27 protein-coding genes are annotated in these 21896 nt (G+C 69.0%); 16 read left to right on the forward strand and 11 right to left on the reverse strand.

Annotation, left to right across the window (positions count from 1 at the left end):
• Positions 1-109: 109 nt before the first annotated feature.
• A complete protein-coding gene (locus tag LX83_RS30355; protein ID WP_253777603.1) occupies positions 110-1120 on the reverse strand; it encodes a hypothetical protein in 1011 nt (336 codons plus the stop codon).
• 73 nt (positions 1121-1193) lie between these two features.
• On the reverse strand, positions 1194-1676 hold the full coding sequence (locus LX83_RS30360; RefSeq protein WP_253777605.1) for a MarR family winged helix-turn-helix transcriptional regulator: 483 nt from the start codon (positions 1674-1676) through the stop codon (positions 1194-1196).
• Positions 1677-1776: 100 nt separating this feature from the next.
• Between LX83_RS30360 and LX83_RS30365 the strand changes: the two genes are divergently transcribed.
• Both LX83_RS30365 and LX83_RS30370 read left to right on the forward strand, forming a co-directional pair.
• Positions 1777-3663: a DEAD/DEAH box helicase gene (locus LX83_RS30365; RefSeq protein WP_253777607.1), complete on the forward strand. Its 1887-nt coding sequence runs from the start codon at positions 1777-1779 to the stop codon at positions 3661-3663.
• Positions 3663-4223 carry an SWIM zinc finger family protein gene (locus LX83_RS30370; protein WP_253777609.1) on the forward strand — a complete coding sequence of 187 codons (561 nt, stop codon included), beginning with the start codon at positions 3663-3665 and terminating at the stop codon, positions 4221-4223. Before LX83_RS30365 ends, LX83_RS30370 begins: the two co-directional genes overlap by 1 nt.
• Positions 4224-5180: 957 nt before the next feature.
• On the opposite strand, the gene LX83_RS30375 is transcribed toward LX83_RS30370, so the two are convergent.
• Complete coding sequence (locus LX83_RS30375) at positions 5181-5729, reverse strand: hypothetical protein (protein WP_253777611.1); 549 nt, start codon at positions 5727-5729, stop codon at positions 5181-5183.
• 340 nt (positions 5730-6069) lie between these two features.
• Here LX83_RS30375 and LX83_RS30380 point away from each other — a divergent pair, with 340 nt between their 5' ends.
• Positions 6070-7182, forward strand: a complete 1113-nt coding sequence (locus LX83_RS30380; protein WP_253777613.1) for a hypothetical protein — start codon at positions 6070-6072, stop codon at positions 7180-7182.
• Positions 7183-7287: 105 nt separating this feature from the next.
• Here the strand turns inward: LX83_RS30380 and LX83_RS30385 are convergent, their stop codons facing one another.
• The 3 genes from LX83_RS30385 to LX83_RS30395 all read right to left on the reverse strand — a co-directional run bounded on the left by LX83_RS30385 (position 7288) and on the right by LX83_RS30395 (position 9652).
• Positions 7288-7866, reverse strand: coding sequence for a TetR/AcrR family transcriptional regulator (locus LX83_RS30385; protein ID WP_253777615.1), 579 nt, complete (start codon positions 7864-7866; stop codon positions 7288-7290).
• Positions 7867-7889: 23 nt separating this feature from the next.
• Positions 7890-9089, reverse strand: a complete 1200-nt coding sequence (locus tag LX83_RS30390) for an MFS transporter (RefSeq protein ID WP_253777617.1) — start codon at positions 9087-9089, stop codon at positions 7890-7892.
• Between the two features lie 194 nt (positions 9090-9283).
• Entirely contained in the window at positions 9284-9652 is a 369-nt protein-coding gene (locus LX83_RS30395) for a MerR family transcriptional regulator (protein WP_253777619.1), read from the reverse strand.
• 65 nt (positions 9653-9717) lie between these two features.
• On the opposite strand from LX83_RS30395, the gene LX83_RS30400 reads away from it, so the two are divergent.
• Both LX83_RS30400 and LX83_RS30405 read left to right on the forward strand, forming a co-directional pair.
• Positions 9718-10935, forward strand: coding sequence for an MFS transporter (locus tag LX83_RS30400; protein ID WP_253777621.1), 1218 nt, complete (start codon positions 9718-9720; stop codon positions 10933-10935).
• Between the two features lie 153 nt (positions 10936-11088).
• Positions 11089-11532 carry a hypothetical protein gene (locus tag LX83_RS30405; protein ID WP_253777622.1) on the forward strand — a complete coding sequence of 148 codons (444 nt, stop codon included), beginning with the start codon at positions 11089-11091 and terminating at the stop codon, positions 11530-11532.
• Between the two features lie 449 nt (positions 11533-11981).
• On the opposite strand, the gene LX83_RS30410 is transcribed toward LX83_RS30405, so the two are convergent.
• Positions 11982-13007, reverse strand: a complete 1026-nt coding sequence (locus LX83_RS30410; RefSeq protein ID WP_253777623.1) for an NADP-dependent oxidoreductase — start codon at positions 13005-13007, stop codon at positions 11982-11984.
• 208 nt (positions 13008-13215) lie between these two features.
• Here LX83_RS30410 and LX83_RS30415 point away from each other — a divergent pair, with 208 nt between their 5' ends.
• Entirely contained in the window at positions 13216-13683 is a 468-nt protein-coding gene (locus LX83_RS30415; RefSeq protein ID WP_253777624.1) for a hypothetical protein, read from the forward strand.
• A 622-nt stretch (positions 13684-14305) separates the two neighbouring features.
• On the opposite strand, the gene LX83_RS30420 is transcribed toward LX83_RS30415, so the two are convergent.
• A complete protein-coding gene (locus tag LX83_RS30420) occupies positions 14306-14485 on the reverse strand; it encodes a DUF397 domain-containing protein (RefSeq protein WP_253777977.1) in 180 nt (59 codons plus the stop codon).
• Between the two features lie 5 nt (positions 14486-14490).
• Complete coding sequence (locus tag LX83_RS30425) at positions 14491-15339, reverse strand: helix-turn-helix domain-containing protein (RefSeq protein ID WP_253777625.1); 849 nt, start codon at positions 15337-15339, stop codon at positions 14491-14493.
• A 402-nt stretch (positions 15340-15741) separates the two neighbouring features.
• Here LX83_RS30425 and LX83_RS30430 point away from each other — a divergent pair, with 402 nt between their 5' ends.
• From LX83_RS30430 to LX83_RS30460, 8 genes are all read left to right on the forward strand, one after another.
• The gene (locus tag LX83_RS30430) at positions 15742-15996 is read left to right on the forward strand and encodes a hypothetical protein (protein WP_253777626.1); all 255 of its coding nucleotides are present in this window, start codon (positions 15742-15744) and stop codon (positions 15994-15996) included.
• Positions 15993-16220 carry a hypothetical protein gene (locus LX83_RS30435; protein ID WP_253777627.1) on the forward strand — a complete coding sequence of 76 codons (228 nt, stop codon included), beginning with the start codon at positions 15993-15995 and terminating at the stop codon, positions 16218-16220. The genes LX83_RS30430 and LX83_RS30435 overlap by 4 nt, the downstream gene beginning before the upstream one ends.
• A complete protein-coding gene (locus LX83_RS30440; protein WP_253777628.1) occupies positions 16217-16672 on the forward strand; it encodes a hypothetical protein in 456 nt (151 codons plus the stop codon). Before LX83_RS30435 ends, LX83_RS30440 begins: the two co-directional genes overlap by 4 nt.
• A 36-nt stretch (positions 16673-16708) precedes the next feature.
• A complete protein-coding gene (locus LX83_RS30445; RefSeq protein ID WP_253777629.1) occupies positions 16709-16909 on the forward strand; it encodes a hypothetical protein in 201 nt (66 codons plus the stop codon).
• A complete protein-coding gene (locus tag LX83_RS30450) occupies positions 16906-17133 on the forward strand; it encodes a hypothetical protein (RefSeq protein ID WP_253777631.1) in 228 nt (75 codons plus the stop codon). Before LX83_RS30445 ends, LX83_RS30450 begins: the two co-directional genes overlap by 4 nt.
• Entirely contained in the window at positions 17121-17321 is a 201-nt protein-coding gene (locus LX83_RS30455) for a hypothetical protein (RefSeq protein ID WP_253777633.1), read from the forward strand. Before LX83_RS30450 ends, LX83_RS30455 begins: the two co-directional genes overlap by 13 nt.
• Complete coding sequence (locus LX83_RS38135) at positions 17315-17449, forward strand: hypothetical protein (RefSeq protein WP_301329178.1); 135 nt, start codon at positions 17315-17317, stop codon at positions 17447-17449. Before LX83_RS30455 ends, LX83_RS38135 begins: the two co-directional genes overlap by 7 nt.
• A gap of 87 nt (positions 17450-17536) precedes the next feature.
• A complete protein-coding gene (locus LX83_RS30460) occupies positions 17537-18247 on the forward strand; it encodes a PP2C family protein-serine/threonine phosphatase (protein WP_253777635.1) in 711 nt (236 codons plus the stop codon).
• A gap of 636 nt (positions 18248-18883) precedes the next feature.
• Here LX83_RS30460 and LX83_RS30465 read toward each other — a convergent pair.
• Positions 18884-19810 (reverse strand): NADP-dependent oxidoreductase, encoded by a 927-nt coding sequence (locus LX83_RS30465; protein ID WP_253777636.1) that lies wholly within the window; start codon positions 19808-19810, stop codon positions 18884-18886.
• A 74-nt stretch (positions 19811-19884) separates the two neighbouring features.
• Here LX83_RS30465 and LX83_RS30470 point away from each other — a divergent pair, with 74 nt between their 5' ends.
• Positions 19885-20268, forward strand: coding sequence for a winged helix-turn-helix transcriptional regulator (locus tag LX83_RS30470; protein ID WP_253777638.1), 384 nt, complete (start codon positions 19885-19887; stop codon positions 20266-20268).
• 48 nt (positions 20269-20316) lie between these two features.
• On the opposite strand, the gene LX83_RS30475 is transcribed toward LX83_RS30470, so the two are convergent.
• A complete protein-coding gene (locus tag LX83_RS30475; protein WP_253777640.1) occupies positions 20317-21036 on the reverse strand; it encodes an SDR family oxidoreductase in 720 nt (239 codons plus the stop codon).
• 98 nt (positions 21037-21134) lie between these two features.
• Between LX83_RS30475 and LX83_RS30480 the strand changes: the two genes are divergently transcribed.
• On the forward strand, positions 21135-21731 hold the full coding sequence (locus LX83_RS30480) for a TetR family transcriptional regulator (RefSeq protein ID WP_253777642.1): 597 nt from the start codon (positions 21135-21137) through the stop codon (positions 21729-21731).
• The last annotated feature ends 165 nt before the right edge of the window (positions 21732-21896 follow it).

Consider the following 21896-nt stretch of genomic DNA (forward strand, 5'->3'; position numbering starts at 1 on the left):
ACCCCACCGGGCAGCCCTGGAAACCGGGGGTAGGGCTGTCCCTACCTGCCGGCGGAACCGCTGGTCAACGCCGTGGCGGGGGCGCGGCGGCCCCAGCGGCCGACCTGGCTCAGCGGTTCGGCGGGTTGTTCGGCGGGTTGTTCGGCGGGTTGAGCGGTTCCGCCACCGGTGCCACCCGGACGGCCCCGTCGGCCAGGCGCAGCGCGAGCGGCACGTTCACCGGCAGTTCCCGCCGCAGCTCGTCGGAGATGTAGTCCATGGTGGCGATGCGGTCGGCGTAGTCGAGGAAGCGGTGGCAACCCACCAGGGCCGGTCCGGTGCCGCCCACCGCGGCCAGCACCTCGGCCAGGGTCGGGCCGGTGCCGTCCTCGGGTTGGATCACCTCCACGGCGGGCAGGTGCCGGGTGGCCACCCGCTCCGGGAAGAACGCGCAGGCGAAGTGCCGGTACAGCACGTACTCGGAGGCACCCGTCCACTTCGACGGCTCGCGGTTGCCGAGGAACGCCCGCCAGAGCGGCATGCCGTGCGCGCGCTCGACCCTGCGGGCGAGATCGCCGAGCACCACCCGGTCGAACACCATGTGGTGCTGCATGCCGCTGAAGTGGTCGACCATCCGCCAGCCAGGCACCAGGCGGGCCGAGGAGGTCAGCGCCGAGTGCCTGGCCGGCGGCGCCGGGTCCGCGCTGTCCGACGTCCAGCGCAGCGGGTAGCCCGTGGCCAGCAGCGACCGGCCCGCACCGTCCACAAAAGACAGATCAGCGGTGAGCGCGATGTCGGCGTCCACCACGAGCACGTGCTCGGCACCGTCCACACCGGACAGAGCAAAGCAGTTGAGCTTCAGCAGTTGCTGGAAGTACCAGGACGCGTTGCCGTGCCGCGGGCCGGCGGCGCGCAGCACCGCGTCGATCTGCCCGAGGCTGGGCGTGACCGTGGTCTCGTCGACCCACCGGACCCGGTGGTCCGCCACCGCCACGGGCTCGCGCGAGACCACGTGCACGGCGCGCACGGGGTTGCGGCAGTGCCGCAGCACCGACTCCAGGCAGAGCGGGAAGTCGTCGAGGTCCTTCGGGGCGACCGGGATCACCACGTCCACCTCGGGCAGGTCCACATCGGTCCGCACGGCACACCTCACTTCGACGGCGACGAGCCGATCACGTCGTCGCCGTCATGGTCCAGCACCCGCGCGCGCTCGGTCAGGGTTTCGACCGGGCGCGCAGCCGGGTCACCTCGCCGGTGGTGCTGCGCTGGGCCGAGGCGAAGAAGCGCAGCAGGGCGCGCAGCTGGTCCTCGTCGAAGTCGGCCAGGTCGTCACGGGTGCGGCTGGTCAGGTCGGCGTAGTAGGCGGCGATGCGGCGCAGGCCGGCGGCGGTCGGCTCGATGAGCACGCGGCGCCGGTCGACCGGGTCCACGCTGCGCCGCACACACCCGGCCGCGTCGAGCCGGTCGATCATGCGGGAGACCGAGCCCGGGGTCAGGCCGATCCGGGTGGCCAGCACGCTGGCCGTGGTCGGGCCGTCCCGGTGCAGCAGGTGCAGGCACTGGAAGTCGGTGGGCACCACGCCCATGCGCTCGGCGATCAGGTCGTTGAGCTGGATGACGGCGTTGGCCCAGTCGGGCAGCGCGTCGATCACGGCGCTGACCAGCGCCTCCCGCTCCGCACCGCGCTTGTTCGGCATTTGACACCCCGGAATCCGGACCATACATTTGCGCCGCGCAACAGTTTCGTGACGCAAAGATCGCGCCAGATGCTACCAACCAGTCCGGGGGGAACCAGCATTGCCTGCCGCGCCCGTCATGCCGTGGCCCGACCGGCTCCAGGCCACCTTCGTCCCGGCCGAGCACGCCGTGGCCTTCTGGGGTCCGCTCGACCTGGTCCACGCGCACGACCTGCCCGAGGGACGGCCGGGCACCTGCCGGTTCGCGCTGCCCGCCGACGGCCGGGTGGAGCCGGTGGACGTGCCGGTGCGGCTGGTCGACCTGGACACCGCCGTGCCGGCGCTGCGCGCGCTGCCGGCCCGGTCCGCCGCGCTCGGCGCCTCGGTGCTGGCCTGGCGCGCCGCCGCCCGCCTGGCCGAGGACGGCGACCCCGGTGAGCTGGCCGCGCGCCTGCCACCGGCCGCGCACGCCGTGCTCAACGCCGAGGAGACCGCGATCATGTCGGCCCGCGCGGCGCTGACCCGGTTCCACCAGGCCGTGGCCACCGCCTCGGCACTGCGCGCCACCGGCCTGCGGGCCACGCCCCGGCCCTACCAGGTGCGCGGCATCGCCTGGCTGCGCGCGCTGGCCGCCGAGGGCGGCGGCGGGGTGCTCGCCGACGACATGGGCCTGGGCAAGACCCTCCAGGCGATCGGCCTGCTGGCCACCCGGCGCCACCCGGACCAGCGGCCCCACCTGGTGGTCTGCCCCACCTCGCTGGTGGGCAACTGGCTGCGGGAGATCCAGCGCTTCGCCCCGGACACCCCGGTCATCGGCTACCACGGGGCCCGCCGCGCCCTGCCCGAGCACGTCGCGGCCGGCACCGTGGTGGTCACCAGCTACAGCGTGCTCCGCACCGACCAGGCCCTGCGCCAGCAGCACTGGGACACCGCGGTCTTCGACGAGGCCCAGCAGCTGAAGAACCCGGACGCGCAGGTCAGCAGGGCCGCGGCCGGGCTGACCGCGCACGCGCGGATCGCCATGACCGGCACGCCCGTGGAGAACCGGCTCACCGAGCTGTGGTCGATCCTGCACGTGACCAACCCCGGCGTGCTGGGCAGCCGGGCCCGGTTCCGGCAGCGCTTCGCCGGGCCCATCGAGCAGCGCCGCTCCGCCACGGCCGCCGCCCGGCTCAACGCGCTCGTCGGGCCACACCTGTTGCGCCGCACCAAATCCGAGGTCGCCGCCGACCTGCCGGCCAAGCAGCACACCACGGTCGCCTGCACGCTCACCGCCGAACAGGCCCGGCTCTACACCGACGCCGTCGACCGCGCCTTCGCCACCGGCCTTGGCAGCGGCATCGCCCGCCGCGGCCGGGTGCTGGCGCTGTTGACCGCGCTCAAGCAGATCTGCAACCACCCCGCGCAGTACCTCGGCGAGAACGGCGAGAACGGCGAGAACGGCGAGCGCGAACTGGTCGGCCGGTCCGGCAAGTTCGACCGGGCCGTGGAGATGCTGGCCGAGATCGCCGACCAGGGTGACCGCGCCCTGGTGTTCACCCAGTACCGCGCCATGGGTGAGCTGCTGTGCCGGCAGCTCACCGACACCCTGGGCGGCGACCCCGTCCCGTTCCTGCACGGCGGGTTGAGCCTGGCCCGGCGCGACCGGCTGGTGCACGCGTTCCAGACCGACGACACCGCCCCACCCGTGCTGCTGCTGAGCCTGCGCGCCGCCGGCTTCGGGCTGAACCTGACCCGGGCCAGCCACGTGGTGCACTACGACCGCTGGTGGAACCCGGCTGTGGAGGAGCAGGCCACCGACCGGGCGCACCGGATCGGCCAGCAGCGCACGCTGACCGTGCACACCCTGGTCACCGGCGGCACCATCGAGGACCACATCGCCCGGCTGCACCAGACCAAACGGGCGCTGGCGGACGTGGTGTCCCGGGACGCCGAAGCCGCCCTGGCCGACCTGTCCGACGCGGACCTGCACAGCGTGCTGGAACTCAACCCCGGAGCGATCGCCTGATGCCCGACTTCGGTGCCACCGGCTGGGGCCGCGCCTGGGTGCGCGCGGTCGAGTCCACCGCCGTGACCACACCCAACCCGTTGCTGCCCAAGGCCCGCAGCCTCGCCCGCAACGACGCGGTGACCACAGTGGACATCGCCCCCGGCCGGCTGACCGCCGAGGTGGTCGACCGGGGCAGGCACCACCGCGTGACCATCGACATTCCACTGTGGACCGGTCAGGTCCGGCTGGTGGCCGACCGGCTGGTGGCCCGGTCACTGGCCGAGCACCGCGGCCTGGCCCCTGGCGATCTGCCCGACGCGCTCGCCGCCGACCTGGCCAGCCACGGCATCGACATCGCCGTGCCGACCGACGCGCAGACCGCGACCTGCACCTGCGCCAGCCGGCGCAGGCCCTGCTCACACGTGCTGGCCACGCACTACGCGCTGGCCCAGCGCGTTGACGAGCAGCCGGCCCTGGCCCTCACCCTGCGCGCACCCCGCCGCACCGGCCACCGCCAGGGCGACCCGGACTGGATCGACCTGCGCGAGGTGGACGCCGCCGCCTTCTACGGGGGCTAGGGCCTGCACCGAAGCGACTACGAGGCGTTGCGCGGGGGCTTGATGCCCAGGGCGTGTCATAGCCCGACATAGCGCGTGATGCGCCGACATGGCAGCACCCGTTGGCGTGGCCCGTAGCGCCGTACCGGGGCGGCCAGACTGTGCTAGTACGGGCCCCCGCCGCCGCAGTCGCACTTATTTCCGACATATTCCGGAGCCTGCGTACATACGTTCGCACAGAAGTTCTCGTCAAATGTTCGGCAATTATCCCACCATACGTCCAAAGTTTTGTCCGGCGCAATCTTGTAATTTGGCACCTTGTAAACTTCGTGCTGCTTCCCCTGGTTCTTGCCGCTCGTACAAAGTTCACCTCGTGGCGGTGGACTACAGCCTCGCGTCCACGGACAGGGCGGGTCCGTTGACGCCACCGCGCTCGCGGCAGGTGTAGACGCTCCACACGTCAGCGCGGCAAGGAACACCAGGGTGAACCCGGTGATGATCTTTTTCGGCATAAAAACTCCACTCAGGTGTCTACTACTGAAGGTCACTTGAAGAAACGCGAAACGGGGAACTCTCCCACCCGTCACGGGGAACTCCCCCACCCCCACGATGGCAACCCGCCGGGGCTCTGTCATCAGCCGAAGACCAAACTCACCCGAGTGAGGTATTTATGCTGGGCAATCTAATGTCCGCGCGCCCGGGCCACCAACAGCTCCGGCTACAATTCGAGGTCGCGGCGCGTGACCCTGTGCCACTGCTGTTCACCGAACTCCTGGAGCCGATACGGTGGCGTGCGAGGACCTCCTGGGCTTGGGCGCACGTCACAATCACGCCGAACCCGGAGGTCCTCTCTCATTCCTTGTTCCGAGGTCGTCCGACTACGTGTCGACCTGTTCGAAGGCAGCCGGCCGCCCCCGCACCGCCCTGGCCAACTGCCACCCGTGATTCCAGTGCACCAGCACCAGAGGAAACAAGTCCTCACATGAAGCAGAGGAGGGTTTGATTGAAGTCGACACATCGATAGGCGAACCACCAGTAACAGGCGTTCCCCGACACCTGAAGACAGCGTTTTTGTCCATAAAGACCGATGGTGACGTCCGCCTTCGCGATCCCAACATTCGGCTGCAGTCGAACGTAGTAGTTTTCCGGCGACAACGAGTACGTGGTCTCCCACACGACGCGGCCAGTAACCTTCAGAGCGAGTGTCAGACTGATCGTCCAAGTTCCGTCACTCTGCGGACTGTAGGTCCCCTTCACCCCCACCGTGACCGAATCGACCACGGTCAGGTCCCAAGGTCCCACAATCTGGTCGATAACGCCGGACTCCGACGTGTCCGAGCCCTCGACCACCGTCACCCACTTCGGGTCCTTGTGAAAATTTTCGATGGAATCGGAGTACAGCTTCTTGAATGCTCCGGCATCGATTTTGTCCTGGTCATCCGACTTGTACTTGTTGGCCAGATCCGCGAGTCGAGTCCAAACCCGAGCTGGGACCCCCTCAAGGGCATCATCCGGCTTCGTGGCCATATTCCGTACCTCCGATGCACGTTGGACCTGCATAGTTTTTCCAAGAGTGCGATGATTTTCTTGGAAACGCATAAGGTGAAGTCGGAGCACAGTTGCAGATGACTGCTCACTCCGGGTCTTATTGAGCATCGCGGGACGATTGCCCGCAGCCTGGACCAGCAGGACACCACGGAAATAACCCATTCGGGTTACCTGGGAGGACAAATATTGACCACAGGACAGGCGGGATTGTGCCCGATGGTGTTGTGATTGAACAGCGGACTGCCCGGCCCAGCGGAGGCTGAGCGGTACGGGGTCATCCATCCCTCAGCAAATAGTTGAGACAAAAAGGAACACCAGCATGTTTGACAAGGACAACGATCCACACTACGCCGAGATGTCTTCCAACAATCCGCCCGGAACGCCAGATCCCGTAGCAGCGGCCCATTACGTCCTGAGTGGAATCATCCGGGAGGCGGTGGCATCCCGGAACGCCGGGGAAAGCGTATCCAGCGTCAGCGGTCAACTACAAGCCGTTGGCATCGGCCTGGTCGACTACTCCCGCGGGCCAAATCCGGACAATCTCCTCGTGGACGTGAAGACTCGCGAATCAATCAGTGAGGAAGCGATCCGTTCATTGCTGTCCGAGCAGCTCGGTGAGGCGACCGCGAACCGCGTACCGATGCGCGTCACTGTTTCCGGAGTGATCCACCCGGAAGCCAGATCGGCCGCGAGCCTGGTACAGGATCCCAACGCATATCTTCACCGAGAAAAGACGGACCCCCCTCTTGGCGGCATCTCAATCAGTCGCCTGGACGACACCTCGGGCACCTTGGGCTGCATGTCAACCCGCAATGATTCACCGGGGAAACTTTTTCTCCTCAGCTGTAACCATGTGATCGCGAAAGACAATCTGGCCAAGCGGGGCGATCCGATCATCCAACCCGGAACGAGCGACCGCGGCGGACCAGCTGATGCTGTCGCCAAATTCCACTCCTGTCAGCCAATAGATTTCTTCGGAGAGGAAAACACCGTCGACTGCGCCATTGCCGAGATGACGGTCACCGCGGACAAGAGGTTTCTGTACACGGATTCAAATCAGTGCACTCGGGTTGGTTTCGGGCCGAAGGTCGTGACAGCGATCTCCGAATGCCTGGGCGTCACCGTGGGAAAGTCCGGTCGCACCACCGGCGTGACCAAGGGGACGGTCACCACGACGAACGCCACCCTGAAGGCCGGTACGGCGGTGTTCGTCCAGCAAATCGGTATCCAAGGAGATGGCGGCGAGAACTTCACCGAACCCGGCGACTCCGGTTCCGTTGTATGGCTGTGGCCCCCCGGCAAAGCGGGCGTCGGACAGAGTTACGACCTCGTCGGGCTCCACTTCACCGCCGACGAAGAAAAGCCCAAGACTTCTTACAGCAATCTGATGTACCTCGTGCTTGATTCCCTCGAAATCAATGTTGCCACCTGACAGCGGCCCAGCAGGCCACCAGGTGCACTCAGCCACGGCTCACCCGCAGGCTCGCGGCCGGTGTTCCGAAGCCCTCCCGGCCGGGGCCGGACCGGCCGTGGCCGGTCACAGCTTGGCCAGCATGGTGTCCACCACGTTCATCAGGGCCGCGCGGTCGGGCTGCACACGGGCGAGCACGCGCAGGCCGTAGTAGCTGCTCAGCACGTGGTGGGTGAGGGCGACGGCGTCCTGGTCGCGGGTGATCTCCCCGCTGCGCTGGCCCTCGGCCAGGGCGGCGCGCAGGGCCCGTTCCACAGTGGTGAAGTGGCGCCGCACCTCCTGGGCCACCTCGGGGTCGGTGTTGGCCATCTCGATCGAGGCGTTGATGATGAGGCAGCCCGAGGAGGGCGGGTTCGCGAGGTCGATGTCGATCGCCTGCACCATCAGGTTCCGCACCCGGTCCTTGACCGGGCCCGGCTGCTCCAGCAACTCAGTCTGCACGGCGGTGTTGGTCTCGTAGTAGCGGCGCAGCGCGCGCAGGTACAGCTGGCGCTTGTCACCGAAGGCGTTGGACAGGCTCGACAAGCCCATGCCGGTCGTCTCAGCCAGGTCACGGGTGGAGGTCGCCTCGTAGCCCCGCTGCCAGAACATGTTCATGACCGCGGTGAGGACGCGCGTCTCGTCGAACTTCCTGGGCCTCCCCATGACGCCAACCTAATCGTTTTGAATCAGTTGGGCAAAAACCCGCTCGCGGGCTCGACCTCCGGGGCGGCCCGACGGTCGCGCTGCACGTGGCGCCGGTCGGTGACCCGCGCGACGAGCAGGGTGGCCAGCGCGCCGAGCGCGAGCAGGGCGCCCACCCACATCGGGGCGCGGTAGCCGGCGGCGTCCACGCCGATGCCGGCGAGCCAGGTGCCGATGGTGATGCCGGCGCAGATCGTCGCGGTGTTCATGGTGTTGATCAGCGCACCGCTGTTGGACAGGCTCATCACCCGCGAGGCCATCGCCGGGTTGAGCGGGAGCCCGGTGAAGCCCAGCAGGAACAGGGCGATGAGAGAGAGCACCTGGTTGGTCGCGACCAGCGCGTACAGCCCCAGCAACACGGCGATGGCCACACCGCCCAGCCACAGGGTGCGCAGGGTGTGCGCGTCGGCCAGCCGCCCGAGCACGACGTTGCCGATGACGGTGCCCACCCCGTAGAGCACGAACAGCAGCGGGACAACGCTCTCGGCGAAGCCGCCCAGCCTGGTCAGCACCGGGGACAGGTAGGCGAAGGTGGCGAACACGCCGCCGATCAGCAGGGCGTTGGTGGCGAACGCGCCCCAGAGCCGACCGCTGCGGAAGACCGACAGCTCCGAGCGGACGTCCAGCCCTTCGGGAGCCGGGGCGCGCCCGACGGTGAACAGCACCAGCACCAGGCACAGCGCGACCAGGATGTCCACCGCCCAGAAGGCGGCCCGCCACCCCATGAGCTGGTCGATGAAGGTGGCCAGGGGCAGGCCGAAGACGTTGGCCACCATGAAGCCGCCGAAGACGATGGCCAGCGCGCGGCCGATCTTGTCCGGTGGGACGAGGTTGGCGCAGACCGACGCGGCGAGCCCGAAGAAGGCCGCGGTGGCCAGGGCCGTGATGATCCGGGCGAGCACCATGATCCCGTAGTCGGTGGTGAGCGCGCCGATGGTCTGTCCCACCAGGAACAGCACCATCATCGCGACCATCGCCAGCTTGCGGGGCACCCGCCTGAGCGCGAGCGTCAGCACCGGGCCACCGAAGACCATGCCGAGCGCGAAGACGGTGACCAGGTTGCCCGCGGCGGTGATCGAGACGCCGAGTCCGTCCGAAAGGGACGGAAGCAGGCCGGCGACCATGACCTCCGTCGTGTTCAGACAGAAGACCGCCAGACCGAGGATGAAGACCGCGAGAGGCATCAGCGGACCGCCTTCCGGTCGCACGTTGTTGACAGCACGGCAGAACCCTCCGAGTCGGCCAGCTGAGCCAGCCAGTTTTGGTTCACGTGATCTAAAAACCGTGCGCCAGTGTGTCAGGTCGGTGGCGCCGTGTCGAGCCGGCGCCATGTCGGGTCGGCGCCGTGTCGAGCCGGCGCCATGTCGAGTCGGGTTGGTCAGCGGCGCAGGCGGGGCCGGGCCTGGGCCAGGTAGGCGTCGATGGCCTCGCGGTCCGCGGTGAGCGCGTCGATGCGCCGCTGGATCTGCTCGCGTTCCCGCTCCAGCTTGTCCAGCGTCTCCGGCGCGACCACGCGCATGTGGATGCTGCCCGGGCTGTTCAGGCAGGGCAGGATCGCGCGGATGATCCGGGTGGGGATACCCGAGGCGAGCAGGCCGCGGATCTTCTCCACCCGGTCGACGCTGCCCTCCGGGTAGACGCGGTAGCCGTGCGCGTCCCGATCCGGGCGCAGCAGTTCCTGTTCCTCGTAGTAGCGCAGCAGCCGGACGGACACACCGGTGCGCCGGGCCAGCTCGCCGATCCGCATGTGGGCCACCTCACCACCGTCCGCGCTTCCCCCTCACACTAATGTGAGACTCCCACGATAACCGCATGTCCACGCAGGCTCAGCCAACCCACGACACCGCGACGCCACGCCCCCGACTGCCCCTGGGCGCCCTGCTGGCCTTCGCCACGGTCGCCTTCACCGGCTGCGTGACCGAGACGCTGCCGGCCGGGCTGCTGGTCTGGATGAGCGCCGACCTGGACGTGTCCCCGGCGCAGGCCGGGCAGCTGGTCACGGTGTACGCGATCAGCACCGCGCTCACCTCGGTGCCGCTGACCGCGCTCACCCGGCGCCTGCCCCGGCGCGCCCTGCTGGTGTCGCTGATCGTGGGATTCGCCGTGGTCAGCGCGGTGACGGCGGTCTCGTCGAACTACCCGCTGACCCTGGTCGCCCGGATCGTGGCCGGCGCGGTGTCCGGGGTGATGTGGGCGATGATCCCCGGCTACGCCATGCGGCTCGTGCCGGCGGCCAGCGCGGGCCGCGCCCTGGCCGTGGCCATGGTCGGCACCCCGGTCGGGTTCGCCGTGGGTGTGCCGGCCGGCACGTTCCTCGGTGACCTGGTGGGCTGGCGCGCCGCCTTCGGTGTGCTGGTCGCGATCACCGTGGCCCTGGTCGGCTGGGTGCTGTGGCGGGTGCCCGCGCTACCCGGTGAGCAGCCCGCCCAGCGCACGGCCGGCGGCCGACTCCTCGCGATCCCGGGCTTCGCCGCCGTGCTGGCCACCACGTTCGGCTACGTGCTCGGCCACAACATCCTGTACACCTACCTCGGCCCGGTGCTCGCCGCGCACGGCCGGCTGGGCCTGCTGGGCACCGCGCTGCTGGTGTTCGGCGTGACCTCGGTGCTGGGCATCTGGCTGGTGGGCGCGGTGATCGACACCCGGTTGCGGCCGCTGGTGCTCGGCTGCACCGCGGGCTTCGCCCTGGCCGGCACGCTGATCGCGCTCGCCGGCGGCAACCCGGTGCTGCTGTGCGCGGCCACCGCCCTGTGGGGCCTGGCCTTCGGCGGCGCGCCCACCCTGTTCCCGGCCGCCGCGGCCCGCGTCGCCGGCCGCACCACCGATCTGGCCCAGTCGCTGACGATCACGGTGTGGAACATCGCCATCGCGGCCGGCGCGGCCATCGGCGGAACCATCCTCAGTGGACAGTGGTGGCCCAGCGGCGCGACCGCGCTGCCCTGGGTCGCGGTGGCACTGGCGGCACTGGCCTTCGCCCTGGCCACCCTCGCCCGCCGCGCGTTCGCCCCTGCCGCAACCGGTGACCGGTGACCAGCGCGGTTGCGGGTCCGTCCCGCGGATCAGTCGAGCGGGTCGGCCAAGCGCACCAGGGCCTTGCCGACCTTCGCCCCGGAGAACAGCGTGCCGTAGGCGATCAGCGCGTGCTCCAGACCGTCGGTGACCTCGAACACTAGACTCGGGCGTGTGCGCAGGTTGATCTTCGTGGTGGTGTTGCTCGGGCTGGTGTCGGCGGGCTGCTCCCAGTCAGTGCCGACGGTGGCCCCAGCGGGGTACTCGCTGCCCAAGGGGGCCGAACACGTGGTCGAACCGTGGGACGACCCCAACGACGACACAGTCGTGCTGCCGGTGGGCGGTCTGGTGAAGCTGGTCGACAACACTGACCAGCGTGCCCTGGACGCAGAGATCTGGTCGGTGCTCCGGCTGGCCGAGGTGAACGGCAAGACCTCGATCTACCAGGCGGTCGCGCCGGGCAAAGTGCCCTTGGTGATCGCCCCGCACGGCTACCCGTGCCCGCCGCGCGCGGCGCGCTGCAACACGGACACCGAGGGGCCGTTGAAGCTCCTGGTGGTCGTTACCCCGGCCAAGCGAAGCTCCGCTATGGCTCCGATTGCACCTTCGGGGAGCTAGTGCCTCGTCATGCAAGGTTGATCAGGTAATCGGGTTTTCGGATGGGTGAGTTGATCGCGAAATGGGTTTTGGGTCTGGCTCGGGTGTTGCGCCAGCGGACCCGCACCCCTCTCTTCGTTCACAGTCTGGCTGCTGCCACTCCGAGCATGGTGATGGAATCGCGATCTCGCCCGTTGTTCTTCGTTCATGCCCGGATGACAACGCCAGCGACTACTTCCCCGATGACGGCAACCACCTCATCGCCCAACGGGACATGCACGGAACTGCTTTCCGCCTGGTTCATCGAGCAGCCGGGCTCCGAAGTGGCCCAGCGGCGCGACCGCGCTGCCCTGGGTCGCGGTGGCACTGGCGGCACTGGCCTTCGCCCTGGCCACCCTCGCCCGCCGCGCGTTCGCCCCTGCCGCAACCGGTGACCGGTGACCAGCGCGGTTGCGGGTCCGTCCCGCGGATCAGTCGAGCGGGTCGGCCAAGCGCACCAGGGCCTTGCCGACCTTCGCCCCGGAGAACAGCGTGCCGTAGGCGATCAGCGTGTGCTCCAGACCGTCGGTGACCTCGAACCGCATCCGCAGCTTGCCCGCCTCGTACCAGGGCCGCAGCACCCGGTTCACCTCCGGGCCGCGGTGGTAGAAGTCCGGCGAGAAGAACCCGGTGAACCGCAACCGCTTCATCAGGATCTGATCGAACCGCTCCGGGCCGGGCACCCGGCCCTCCCGGCCGTAGTTGTGCAGCAGCCCGCACACCGCGACCCGACCGAACAGCGCCATGTTCCCCAGTGCCGCGTCCAGAATGGGCCCGCCCACGTTGTCGAAGTAGACGTCGATCCCCTGTGGACAGAGCGCGCGCAGCTGCTCGGCCACGTCACCGTCGCGGTGGTTGACGGCCGCGTCGAACCCGAGTTCCCCGGTCAGCCAGGCGGCCTTCTCGGCCGAGCCGGTGATCCCGATGACCCGGCAGCCGACCTGCGCGGCGATCTGCCCGGCCAGCGCACCGGTCACCCCGGACGCCGCCGACACCACGAACGTCTCCCCCGCCCTGGCCTCGCCGTACTCGACCACCCCGAGGTAGGCGGTCCACCCGTTCGCGCCGAACACGGCCAGGTGCTGGCGCGGATCGTCCAGCCGCCGACTGACCCGCTCCACGTACACCTCGTCCGGCCGGCTCACCGAGAAGTCCGCCCACTGGCCGTAGGCGCGCACCAGATCACCGGCGCGGTAGTCGGGATGCCGCGAGTCCACCACCGTGCCGAGCACCGTGCTGATCACCGGCGAGCCCAGCGGCGTGGGCGGCGAGTAGGAGTCCTCGCGGGCGCTCATCCACATCCGCGTGCCCGCGTCCAGCGACAGGTAGGCGTTGCGGATCAGCACGTCCCCGTCAACCAGGTCGGGCACGCCCTCGGCCACCAACTCGACAGCCGCCGCGTAGTCGTTCCCAACCGGCCGCCGCACCAGCTTCCACACGCGGTTCTGCTCGCCCACCCCAGTCCCCTTCTCCTGGCCCGCGCCGCTGATCACAACGGCACGCGGAGACTAAACCGACCACAGTGGACGAAGGTGGCCCGTGCGGCCCACCTCACACCCTTCTTTTCCTTGCCCCACAACGGATATCGGTCTGATATCGACTGGGTGAACCGATCAGCACGCCCAGGTTGCGCACCTGCCCACGACGGCGGCCTAGGGTGGTGTTGTGACGGACGTGATGCTGGAGTTCGCGGCGACCGGGCGAGTCGGCAAGGTGCGGCTGGGCATGTCGCTGTCTGAGGCGGAAGAGATCCTCGGACCAGGTAGGCCACACCCGGCGATCCGGATGCTCGGCCCAGAGGCGTCCAGCTACCCCTACTTCTGGGACCACCTGTCATTGTTCGCGGCAGGCGGACGCGTGTGGCAGGTCTCGCTGAATCCAGCTACGGCAGTCGAGCGGGCTGCCTTCCTGGAGCTGCTGCGCCAGTCCAACGTCCCGTTCGAGCCCTGCCCGGGACAGACGTTCGACACCCAAACCGCGATCCGCACCAAAGCGGGTACGGGAGTCAGATTCAATCAGCTCAAGGCTTTCATGGACGTCACAACGCCCGGCTGCTACCTGGTCGGAGCGTCAATTTATGACGAGGTCCCACGGACGACGACCAGAATTGACTCCGGATCCATCGGGGACTGAGACACACTGCAGTTGTCGGCTTCCAGCCCTGGCGATGTAGGTGACACGGTCCATGCGGCCGGCGGCAAACAGGGTAGGGTCCGGCCTTCCTGCGAGTCTGGGGCCTTCCCCAGGAAACGAGCGCGCATGGCAGCACGCCTGATCGAAGTCCGCCGAACCATTCGTGCCCGTCTTGCCCATCCGGCTTCACTGCGGACCGCGCGCCTCGGTACGGAACCCCAAGCGTCGGCCGCCACGCCGGGAGGTTCCGAAGCGGAACCTGGCGTGTCCCGCCAGCTTCTGGGAGCATGCCACTTGCCGCCAGCGCGATCAGCGGGTTGCCCTGACCGCCTAGGGCGGCCACCATCTCATCGCCCCGCGAGGGATCGCATCTTCGGGATTGCGTCCCCGTCGAAACTCGCGCACTGGAGGCCACCACCTCATCGCTTCACAAGGGATCGCAACTGATAGTTAATCGGAAGAGCATCCCACAGCTTGCAGAGCGGCCACCACCTCATCGCCCCGAAAGGGACCACGCAGTCACGGAACTGTCATCGGCTTCGGTACCAGCGGGCCGAGCAGGTCCGAGAACAACGATGCCCCGCCCAGACGAATCCTGAGCGGGGCATCTGCTTGCCGACGATCAGCCGTCGAGGCGGCCGGCCTTCACTGCTGTCAGGAACCTGGTCAGCTCGGGCTGCTCGAAGGTCAGGACCGGACCGGCGGGGTTCTTCGAGTCACGGACGGCGGTCATGGTGTGCGCCAGTTCGACGCAGCTTGTTTGATTCCCGCTGTGACTGCTTTTGCGCCAGCGACGCTGCATCGTCGTCACTTGTCTCTCCAATCGTGCATCACATCGGCGATGAACTCCACCGACTCGTCAGGTTCCAATGCCATTTCCCGGATGGCAGCCGCGGCTGCACCGAAGTCGGCGACGTCTCGCTCGTTCTGCAAGAACAGGGCTGCACGGTGGTGTTCGAGGTGCACGATCGGCTTGCCCTTGGCAAACTCGAACAGAATGAACGGCCCTTCAAGTAGGGGATTGAAGCCAGCTTCAGAGCGAACGACTTGCAGGGTGACGCTGGGCTGTTCCGCCAGGTCGATCATTAGCTGAAGCTGATCGGCCATGATTTCTGGGCTGCCAACCAGGTTTCGGAGGGCGGGCTCACCGACGAGCGCCAGCAGCGGAACGAACTTTCGTCGGGTCAAGATGTCCCGCCGGCCCAGCCTCACAGCGACGCGGGCCTCTACCTCGCCGCGCGCCACCTTCGAGCCAACCATCACCGATCGCGCGTAGTCGGCGCTCTGCAACAGCCCTGGGACAAGCAGTGGAGACACATCGGTGATGCGCTTTGCGGTGCGTTCGAATTCAATCAGTGCCGACAGCTTTTCGTGAAGACCTGGAGCACCTGCGGTAACCCAGTTCGGGTCTGCCGCTTCCCTCGCCATCTCCATCAGGCGCTCTCGCTCAGCCAAGGGCACGCCGAGCGCCATCAACAGCGTCCCGACGTCCTCCACACGTGGCAGTCGGTCACCGCTTTCCCATCTCGATACGACGCTGTGGTCCTGACCCAACCTCCGAGCCAGCTCGCGGACACCCACGCCCGCTGCCTCACGCGCCTCTCGCAGCTCGGCGCCAAGAGCGCGAGCTCGGGGCGTTTTGGTGGTGCGCGCCATGCACCACACCCTATGTGGTGCAACGGTCAAAACAGATGTCGCCCATTCGGGGAATTGCAGGGTGGTGACACTCACCGCGATAGTGGTGCGCACACCAGCTATCGAGACCCAGATCACACGCTGAGCCGTCTGGCCGCCGGGTTGGACATCGGCATCGAGTGCTGCCTGCCCGACTAGCGATGGGTCGAGCAGTGCCGAGCGATCCACACCCACGAGGCAGCCAAGACTGCTCGGCGCGGGGACAGGTCCGACCGGACCTTCTTCCCAACAGTTATGCGCCCCAACACCTTGGGGCGAATCCGGGGTGGCGGAGGCGCAGCCGTCACCCACCGGGCAGCGGGGCGGTTGAGACGGCTTCGGCTCTCGTCCCGCTGCCCGACCCAACCAAAGGTGGTGGTGGACGTGACCGCACTGCTCGTGTTCCTCACGCTCGGCCTGACGGCCCTCGCAGTCCTCGGCGGCCTGTGGCTCCACCTGATCACCACATTCCCGCTGGACGACCACCTCACTCGTCAACACCCGCGCCACGTCACGGCGCGGCCCGATGCTCCGGCCAAGCCCACCGCCCCGGGCTCCGGTCGGGTACTGGCGATGGCCGGACTGCCCCACGGCCACGCCGCACGACATCACGTCCACAGTGGACAGGAGGCAGCATGAGATCGGCACGATGCCGGCGCGGCTACCCGGACTACGCGCGGGCGGCAGCGGCCCTGACCCGGTACCTGGAGACATGGCGGGGCAGGCTGCGCCGGTGGTGGCTGGTGCGGCGCGGGCGTGACCTCCGGGTGGTGGCCTGCCCCGACAGCGACGACGGCAGCCACGTGCACTTCCACATCCACCCGTGTCTGCCGGAAGCGGCGGTCTGGGGGCGGCAGCGATGACTGATGAGCCGAGCACCCCCACCTGGCAGTGGCGCACGTCCCTCATCGACCGCGCCATGCACGCCATCCCCGCGGACCGGCTCGACCCAAACATCGTGTACAGCACGGTGTGCGGTTCTGGCCTGTCGGAAGCGGTGATGACCGACCGGCCAGCCGAGGTCTGCCAGCGCTGCTCCGCCGTTGCTGGTGCGCCACCACGTCCCCCGATCGCCGAGGGGCACGTGGCGTGGTGGAGTGGACCGTCCACCGGCCACCCCCACGACATGAGTCACGCGTTCGCCGCCGAGGTGGTCAACGACCCCGCGCGCACGTCGTACCAGGCGTTGGGCTGCGACTACACGGTGCTCGCCAGGCTGGTCACGCCGTTCCCCATCCGCCCACTGTGCCGGGCCTGCGTCAGCACCGCCGCCGAACGGGGACTGATTCCGGACCAGGGGGCGTGGCGGTGGTAGGGCACGGAGTTCACCGACCGGTTGGCGGTGGCCGCGGTGGCGCGTGACGTCCTGGTGCTGCTGCGCGTGGTGGTCGTCCTGCTGCTGCTCACCGCGCTCGCCGCGACCTGCACCAATGCCAACTCGCAGCTTCGGACCAGCCACCAGCGACCGCGCCCCAGCACGGCCGGCGTCGTGCCGGTGCGGACGCTGCCGATGACCGAGCCGTGGCCGGTGGCCACCCGGGGGGATCGATGACGAAGATCGCGGACTACGTGTGGCGGCGGTGGGACGAGGACAACCTGCCGCACGCGGTGGCCCCCGAGCACGCCACCGGCGACGGGCACGGGCTGATCGAGGCGGTGTGCGGTGCCGCCCTCGGAGTGGACGACTCCGTCGAAGCCACATCCTGCGGCCAGACCTGCGTCAGTTGCTGGGTTTTCGTCGCCACGCAGGCCGAGGACGCGCAATGGCGGCTGTGAACAGGGTGGACGGCGGCCGGCACCGACGTGACTCGCTGGGCCGCGACGGGGTGACCGTGTCCCGCCTGCTCGCGCGTCTTCGGGCCGAGGGGCGCCGGCTGCGGCTCGACTGGCCGGCCGAGTTCGCGGCCGAGGACTACGACCAGTGCACCACCATCGTTCTCCCGCTGCGGGGCGCCACGTGTTGAGGAAACACCTGCGCTACCTGCGGCGGTGGTATCGCAGTCACCAGGACTACGACGACCCGATCTGGTGGTTCTTCACCGGACTGCTCCTCTGGCTGAGCGGCCTGTGGTTGGTCTTCTTCTACCGGTAGCCGGTTCCGGTGAACCAGCGCGAAGACCACCCGACCGAGTGGCGGCCAACCCCATCATGGCCGCGACCCGAGGAAGGATGCGCCGGCATGAGCAACGAGACAACCGTCGTCATCGGCACGGCCACGGAAAAGGGCCCGCGCCGCGCGCTCAACTGCGACGCGTTCGCCCACCACGTGTTCCACGACCGGCTCGCCGTGGCCGTGGTCGACGGATCGGGCACCAGTGCGGCGATCGCCGAGGTCGCCCAGCTGACCGCCACCGTTGCCGCCCGGGTGGCCGCCCGGCGCACCCCGGTGCACGGGATCGTCACCGCGTCCGAGGTGTGCGCCGATCCGTCCGTCATGTGTCCCGATCCGTCCGGAACCATCGTGGTCGCCACCGCCGAGCCGGGCGGTGTGTGGCGGGTCGCGTGGGCCGGTGACAGCTCCGCCTACGCCTATCGGAACGACGAGGCGTGGCGGCTCACCAAACCCCACACCAAGGGGCAACGGATGCGCGACGAGGGCGAGCCCGAGGAAGAAGCGCGCAAGCACGACCACCAGGTGACGAACGACGTGTCCAGAGTGGACAGGTACGGCGTTGGCAGCGTGGTCGCGCGATGCCCGCTGCTCGTCCTCGCGTCGGACGGCCTGTTGCGCGTGGACGATGACGAGATGGCCGACATCCTCCGCGCACACCCCGCCCCGCAGGACGCGGCCGACGCGTTGCTGAAGGCCGCCCGAGCCCGCACCGCTGACGACATCACCGTGTTGGTGGTGCCGCACCCCGAGGCGAACGGCAAGGAGGTGACCCCATGAGCAGCCGCGAGAACGACCCGAAGAACCCACCGGCCGACGAGACGCCGACGGACAAGATCCCGGTCGTCGAGGAGAAGAAGCCGGGCAGGAAGTAACCGGCCCGGAGTGAGGCGCCCTCGTGCTGCCCGTGCTGAGCGGTGCGGGGGCGTCGTCCAGCCGTCGAGGCGGGCAGCTGAGGAGTACCGCCGAGGCCCGAGTCGGGTTCGGAACCCCAAGCGTCGGGCGAAACGCCGAGAGGTTCCGAAGCGGGGCTTGGCGTGTCGTCCCACCTTCTGGGAACATGCCACTCGGCTCCTGGGCGAACAGCACGATGTCCCTGATCACCCAGGGCGGCCACCACCTCATCGCCCCGCAAGGGATCGCAACACCGCGTCCACGCTCGCGCCCGGGGCCGTGGTGGTGCGGCCACCACCTCATCGCCCCGCAAGGGATCGCAACGTCGAGGGGTTGTAGATCGTCCACGTCTCGGGGGCGGCCACCAGCTCATCGGCCCGCAAGGGGACATGCGCACGACTGCCCTCGGCCTGGTCCATCAGGTAGCCGAGCGCCACGGGGACGACGAATGCCCCGCCCAGACTGAACGCGGTCTGCGGGGCCTCGCTCGGGCGAGGGCGAGGGCGAGGCCCCGCGGCGGGGTCAGACGGTGAGGACGAGTTTGCCCTGGAGGTGACCGGCGTCGAGCAGGCGGTGCGCGTCGGCGACCTGGTCGAACGGGAACGTCTGCTGCACGTGGACCCGGAGTTTGCCCTGCTCGACGAGTTCGACGAGTCGGCGCAGCGCGACCGGGTCGGGGTCGACCCCGATGCCGCTGAAGCGCATGCCGGCCGCCTCGAACCTGGCGACGAGGTCCGCATCCTCCTCGGCGACCGCCGTCACCAGGTGTCCTCCTGGGCGGAGCACGTCGAGTGACCGCTCGGCGGGGTCGCCGCCGAGCGTGTCGAGCACGACGTCGATGTCGCGGACCGCTTCGGTGAAGTCGACCCTGGTGTAGTCGATCACCTCGTCGGCGCCCAATCCCTCGACGAACTCCCGTTTGCTCGCGCTTGCGGTCGTGATCACGTGCGCGCCCAGTGCTTTCGCGATCTGGATCGCGACGTGGCCGACCCCACCGCCGCCGCCGTGGACCAGGACGCGGTCGCCCTCGGTCACGCCGGCGAGGTCGACCAGGCCCTGCCACGCCGTCAGCCCGACGACCGGCAGTGCCGCGGCCTCGACGTGCGAGAGCGACGCCGGTTTGCGCGCCAGGTGCAGTGCCGGTGCGGACACGAATTCGGCGTAGGCGTTGGCCGCCCGGGGGAACAGCGGCATGCCGAACACTTCGTCACCGGGCCGAAACCGCCATGTCGGGGCCGATTCGACCACGCCGCTGATGTCCCAGCCGAGGATGAACGGCGGCTGGCCGATCAGTGGGAACTCGCCGGCGCGCAGTCGCGCCTCCAGCGGGTTCAGCCCGATCGCCTTGACGCGGACGAGGACCTCGGTCGGCAGGGGTTGGGGCACGGGCGCGTCCACGATGGTGAGCACCTCGGGACCGCCGGTCCGCTGCTGGGTGATGACTCGCATGACTCTCCTGGCTTTGGTGGGCAAGCAAATCCAGGCTAGGTTTCCGATGGGAACCCGCAGGTACCTTTGGCACCATGAGCGGTTTCGGTCGTCCCGATGGCGTCTTCCTCGCCGACTGCCCGGCGCGCATGGCGGTCGAGTTGATCGCCGACAAGTGGACGGTGGTCGTGCTCTACGGCCTGAGCAGGGGCCCGGTCCGCCACGGTGAGCTGGTCGAGCTGATCGGCGGCATCTCCCGCAAGGTGCTCACCCAGACGCTTCGCCGGCTGGAGTCGCACGGGCTCGTCCGCCGCCAGGCGTATGCGGAGGCGCCGCCCCGCGTCGAGTACGAGCTCACGCCGCTCGGGGCGACGCTGATCGATCCGATCCACGTCCTGACCGAGTGGGCGCGGGCGAACGGTGACGCGGTCCTCGACGCGCTCGACGCCAGTTCCGAGCCGGTCGCCCAGCACGGCTGACGTCGGCACCGCGCCACAGCCGCGACACCGGCGGACCAGGATCGGTGATCAGGTCAGGAGCAGGCCTCCGTCCACGGTGAGCACGGTGCCGGTGACGAAACCGTTCTCCATCAGGTACACGTTCGTCGCGGCGATCTGCGCTGCCTCGCCGACTGCCTTGAGCAGCGTGCGCTCGGCGAACGCGGCGGCCATCGCGTCGCGGTGCGGCTGCGGGACGCCGTCCCACATCGGCGTGTGGATCGGGCCCGGCCGAACCGCGTTGACGCGGACCGGGGCGAGATCGACGGCCAGGCCGCGGGCCAAGCCCTCGATGGCGGCGGCGCCGCCGGCCGCGAGCGCCGCGCCAGGAGCGGGGCGAACGCCGATGATCCCGGACGTCAGCACGATCGAACCGCTCGGCCTGAGGCGCGGTGCCGCGTGCTTGACGGCGGCGACCGCGCCCCAGAAGCCGACGTCGAACAGGTGCCGGGCCTGGTCGAGCGGCAGGTCCCGCAACGGCCGCTGGTCCAGGCCGGCACCGGCGGTGAACACGAGGTGGTCCAGCGTGCCGACGCGGTCGAACAGGGCGGCGACGTCCGCTTCGTCGCGGGCGTCGGTGACGAACCCGTCGCAGGTGTCCGGCAGTTCGGCCAGGGCCGCGTCCAGTCGCTGCCTGGTGCTCGACGCGATCGTGACGGACGCGCCCGCTGCCGCTGCCGCGTGGGCGGTCGCCAGCCCCATGCCCGAACTGCCGCCGATGATGACGACGCGCTGGTCAGCCAGAGACATGTTCGATCCTCCAGAAGTGGAAGCCCAGTGATGACTCAGTGAGACATCAGTACCGTAGCAGTGATGTCCCATTGCGTCATCACTGCTACGATCGCGGCATGCCGCGCTGGGATCCGAGAGCCGAGGAGCGGCTTCGCGCTGCCGCACTGGAGCTGTTCGTCGAGCACGGATACGAGAACGCCACCGTCGCGCAGATCACCGAGCGGGCCGGCCTGACCCGCCGCACGTTCTCCCGCTACTTCACCGACAAGCGCGACGTGCTGTTCGCCGGATCGGAGCAGCTCCCCGGCATCGTCGCCGACGCCGTCCGGCGCGCCGACCCCGCGCTCCCGCCCTTCCAGGCACTGCTCGCCGCCGTGGTCGACACCGGCGGGCTGTTCGCCGACCTGGTTCCGCACGCCGCACAACGCCGCGCGATCATCGCGTCCAGCCCCGAACTGCAGGAACGGGAGCGAACCAAGCTGGCAGCCGTCACCGAGGCGCTGACCGGAGCACTGCGGGAACGCGGTGCCACCGCGTCGACGGCGAAACTGCTCGCGCAGGTCGGCGTCGCCATCTTCCAAACCGCGTTCGAGCGGTGGATCGACCAGCCCGAACGCACGGACATCGCAGCGCTGGTGCACGAGGCCGCGACCGAACTCGCCACCAGCCTGGCCCCCGTCGCCGGACTCGCCACGCCGCCCGAGCAGCCCTAGTACGACCACCGCGCATTGGGCGTTGTGTCCAGAATGGACAGGTTGGCGCGCCGCCGGCCGGGGCGGTCAGGTGCGGGTGGGAAAGATCGCGCTCGCTGCGCAACCTTGTTGGCGCTGGGCCGTCTGTTCATGTGTAAGTGATCACAAGCGGACGGACACAAGGGA

This window comes from Goodfellowiella coeruleoviolacea (assembly GCF_024171785.1).
GTDB classification, from domain to species: domain Bacteria; phylum Actinomycetota; class Actinomycetes; order Mycobacteriales; family Pseudonocardiaceae; genus Goodfellowiella; species Goodfellowiella coeruleoviolacea.

Coding starts and splice junctions, on each gene's coding strand:
- LX83_RS30360 (WP_253777605.1), bottom strand. CDS start 1,676: ATGCCGAACAAGCGCGGTGCGGAGCGGGAGGCGCTGGTCAGCGCCGTG.
- LX83_RS30370 (WP_253777609.1), top strand. CDS start 3,663: ATGCCCGACTTCGGTGCCACCGGCTGGGGCCGCGCCTGGGTGCGCGCG.
- LX83_RS30375 (WP_253777611.1), bottom strand. CDS start 5,729: ATGGCCACGAAGCCGGATGATGCCCTTGAGGGGGTCCCAGCTCGGGTT.
- LX83_RS30380 (WP_253777613.1), top strand. CDS start 6,070: ATGTTTGACAAGGACAACGATCCACACTACGCCGAGATGTCTTCCAAC.
- LX83_RS30385 (WP_253777615.1), bottom strand. CDS start 7,866: ATGGGGAGGCCCAGGAAGTTCGACGAGACGCGCGTCCTCACCGCGGTC.
- LX83_RS30390 (WP_253777617.1), bottom strand. CDS start 9,089: ATGCCTCTCGCGGTCTTCATCCTCGGTCTGGCGGTCTTCTGTCTGAAC.
- LX83_RS30395 (WP_253777619.1), bottom strand. CDS start 9,652: ATGCGGATCGGCGAGCTGGCCCGGCGCACCGGTGTGTCCGTCCGGCTG.
- LX83_RS30400 (WP_253777621.1), top strand. CDS start 9,718: ATGTCCACGCAGGCTCAGCCAACCCACGACACCGCGACGCCACGCCCC.
- LX83_RS30420 (WP_253777977.1), bottom strand. CDS start 14,485: ATGCAGCGTCGCTGGCGCAAAAGCAGTCACAGCGGGAATCAAACAAGC.
- LX83_RS30425 (WP_253777625.1), bottom strand. CDS start 15,339: ATGGCGCGCACCACCAAAACGCCCCGAGCTCGCGCTCTTGGCGCCGAG.
- LX83_RS30435 (WP_253777627.1), top strand. CDS start 15,993: ATGAGATCGGCACGATGCCGGCGCGGCTACCCGGACTACGCGCGGGCG.
- LX83_RS30440 (WP_253777628.1), top strand. CDS start 16,217: ATGACTGATGAGCCGAGCACCCCCACCTGGCAGTGGCGCACGTCCCTC.
- LX83_RS30450 (WP_253777631.1), top strand. CDS start 16,906: ATGACGAAGATCGCGGACTACGTGTGGCGGCGGTGGGACGAGGACAAC.
- LX83_RS30455 (WP_253777633.1), top strand. CDS start 17,121: ATGGCGGCTGTGAACAGGGTGGACGGCGGCCGGCACCGACGTGACTCG.
- LX83_RS30460 (WP_253777635.1), top strand. CDS start 17,537: ATGAGCAACGAGACAACCGTCGTCATCGGCACGGCCACGGAAAAGGGC.
- LX83_RS30465 (WP_253777636.1), bottom strand. CDS start 19,810: ATGCGAGTCATCACCCAGCAGCGGACCGGCGGTCCCGAGGTGCTCACC.
- LX83_RS30470 (WP_253777638.1), top strand. CDS start 19,885: ATGAGCGGTTTCGGTCGTCCCGATGGCGTCTTCCTCGCCGACTGCCCG.
- LX83_RS30475 (WP_253777640.1), bottom strand. CDS start 21,036: ATGTCTCTGGCTGACCAGCGCGTCGTCATCATCGGCGGCAGTTCGGGC.
- LX83_RS30480 (WP_253777642.1), top strand. CDS start 21,135: ATGCCGCGCTGGGATCCGAGAGCCGAGGAGCGGCTTCGCGCTGCCGCA.